This window comes from Gorillibacterium massiliense (assembly GCF_000455485.1).
Classification (GTDB): Bacteria; Bacillota; Bacilli; order Paenibacillales; family NBRC-103111; genus Gorillibacterium; species Gorillibacterium massiliense.
The window spans coordinates 1-2,938 of sequence record NZ_CBQR020000035.1; the positions used below are offsets into that span (position 1 = coordinate 1).

The window sequence follows — 2,938 nt, forward strand, 5'->3', positions numbered from 1 at the left end:
GTATTCCCGCTGCGTCACTGACGTTCCTTGGTCTGCCAGAGGTTTTTCAATGAAGTTGATCAGGCAGACAACCCTGCGAGGCTAAGTGGCAGAGCCACCCGCCGCTGGCGCAGCTTAAGCCTCTCGGGTTCGCAGATACACAAACGTTAGGTGAAATAAGCAGAGAGATGGTGAAATTCATTGAAAGTCGCCGTATACTAATCGCTATTCTCTTTGCTTGCTTATGTTGTAACTGGTTGTAAAAGTAAATTAACCAATCAAACACAAGCTAAGAGTTCAATATTTTCTATTCTAAAGTTGTCAAAGACAATACTTAAAAGTCGGGCATCGCCTACAATTACTTGCCAAAGTTCACCACTTAGACTAAGTCGAACCGTGAAGAAGTCTTGTATCTTCCACAGTTGTGAGAATACCGCCCCCTTAACCTCGATGCGGCTGCGTCCATCCAGCTTGTACAGCTGCTTCTTCATTTATCACCAATAATGCTTCCCACTTCAGCATCTATCATTAGTGACTTTATTGTATACAAACTGTACTATTCCACAAAATTGTTTTTTTCAGTAAAAACCTGTACTTGATTTCGACCAGCTCTTTTGGCAGCATAAAGTGCTTCATCAGCTTTTCGAAGAAGTTGATAGATTGTTTCATCCATAGCCCCTGTCGTAACAGATACTCCAAAACTGGAGGTAACCAGTACAGCTTGTTCATTTTTAACTAGAGGTTTTTGTTCGATGCAAAATCTTAGATGATTAGCGAATTCTTCCCCTTCTACTAGTGTATAACCAGTTAAAGTGAGTACAAATTCTTCACCACCATATCTAGCAAATAGCATATGTTCTCTCAGCTCAGCCTTACATATTTGAGCCACATGTACAAGTATATGATCTCCGATTTGATGTCCATAAGTGTCATTCACTTGTTTGAAAAAATCAATATCAAATAGAATAATCGTAAAGGATGACAAATTACCTTTTGCTTTCATTAAACTTTGCTCACTTTGCTGGAAAAAGGCACGACGATTGAATATTTGTGTTAGCTCATCATAATAGGCTTGGTGCTCTAACTTTTGTTGTAATGTATGTAGCTCTGTTATATCCGTAAATATAATTAGAAAGCCAGAGTTATTATTTGATTGCTGAAGTTTAGAAATACGTAGTTGGTAAATATAACCATCTTGATGAATCGTAGTATTCAATTTATCTGATATCGTATCTAGTTGAACAGGAAATGATTGACCCGTTAGCATATACCAAATTTGATCAAATGGTTTCCCTACCATGGATTGATCCAATTTACTAAACATATCTTTACATGCTTGATTATCTTCGATTAATTGATAGGTACCATTAAGTACAATAACACCATCACTCATATTATTAAAAATTGTATCCTTCGCAATTGGCATAATGGATAACATTCGAGAAGAAGTAATAGACCAGAGGTACAAAACAGAAGAAAACCATATAACCATTGGTACAGGATCGATACCATCGGGTGTCACTCCAATGAATAATAAATATGCAGTCACTATTGGAAGCAATTGACCACAGATGAGGGCCAATAATTGAGGCTTATATACACTAACCGTTTCCTTCCAGCGTGAAAGCAACAATAATAACGCAGCAAACATACAGCAAAAAATGTAAATATTATGTACAACAAACCATGTCCCATGTTCAATCTTACTAAATGGAACTCCAAGCACCGGATCAATATCATATACTCTATAGTAAAAATGATGGAATTCATTTGTTGCATTGATTATTAAAGTGAGAAAAGGAAATGCAAGTAAAGCGATTGTTCTTTTTCTTTCTAATTTATGACCTAAATATTGCATGACAAACAATAATCCTAACGGAGGGAAAAACGGCAACCCTAAATACTGTACAATATTCCAAAATCTAAGTTGTTCTAACGAAGTGGATGTTAAGCTAAAGGCATAACCAAAGCAATAAATCAAGGCAGTTAATGTATACAACATGAATAATTTCGCGATATTTGTATAATAATGTCTCTTCCAATAAGTATAGACTAGTATAGACAAGTTCAATACAACCGAAGTGCAAACTAATGTTATATATGCCTCTAGTTTCGGTTCCAATAGTTTTACCCTCTTTCATATCATCTGTCTATATCATATTAACATTATTAAAAAAAAGTTAATATATTTTTGAATTATGTACAGAATTCGATCCACATCACTATAGTAACTATTATTATACAGAGCATATTCAGTAATTAATTTATACTATACTTTGCTCCTGACCACTCAATAAATCATTTTCATACCACAAAAGCATATAGCCCATCCTCTGTAAACAGTGGCAGCTTTTATACATATACAAATGTAAGAAAAAACGCTTTAGCCAAGCCCACAACTAGTCCGTATATTTGGACAATAAGTACAGAAAGAACTTTTGGATTAATTAATATCTTAAACAGAGTTAATCGAAGAGAAAGTGAAACCAATACTACCTCCCAGGTATCTCTAAGAAGCTGCTTACTTCACCTAAACCAGCTAATCGCAGTCAAGAATTATCTTTTCGAATATGGATAGAGATCGTATACGCATACCCAAATAAACCTACTGCAAGGAATAGGCATGTGGTAAAATTATCCTATATTTCCGGTTTAGTCAGCAGAAAATGGCTGATTGTTCGACCAAATCCCGTAAATCATTCGCAACAGTTTATGAACAGTTGCAACAATAGCAATTTGTTTGTGCTTGCCTTCAGCGATCTTTTGTTGGTAATATCGGGACAAAGTCGGATTGCGAGGCCCATTACGTTGCTGAGAAACGGCGGCAACCGTTGCCTGATACAGGGCAGTTCTCAGGTAAGAAGACCCTCGTTTAGAGATGTGATTCCGACTTGCAGTAAAGGTTCCCGATTCGAAGACAGATGCGTCCAGCCCGGCAAATGCGGACAGCTGTTTCGAA

General features: G+C 36.7%; 3 protein-coding genes. All 3 read right to left on the bottom strand.

Annotated features, from left to right (window positions below; genetic code table 11):
* Positions 1–257: 257 nt before the first annotated feature.
* Positions 258–470: a hypothetical protein gene (locus tag TJ79_RS27915; protein WP_040948957.1), complete on the bottom strand. Its 213-nt coding sequence runs from the start codon at positions 468–470 to the stop codon at positions 258–260.
* Between the two features lie 65 nt (positions 471–535).
* Positions 536–2,101 (bottom strand): histidine kinase N-terminal 7TM domain-containing diguanylate cyclase, encoded by a 1,566-nt coding sequence (locus TJ79_RS03740; protein WP_040948958.1) that lies wholly within the window; start codon positions 2,099–2,101, stop codon positions 536–538.
* A gap of 530 nt (positions 2,102–2,631) precedes the next feature.
* A partial coding sequence (locus TJ79_RS26505) for a transposase (RefSeq protein ID WP_155987761.1) occupies positions 2,632–2,938 on the bottom strand: 307 nt, incomplete at its 5' end.

Bases quoted from the DNA above. Each gene is read 5' to 3' on its own strand.
- TJ79_RS27915 (WP_040948957.1), bottom strand. From the start codon at position 470: ATGAAGAAGCAGCTGTACAAGCTGGATGGACGCAGCCGCATCGAGGTT.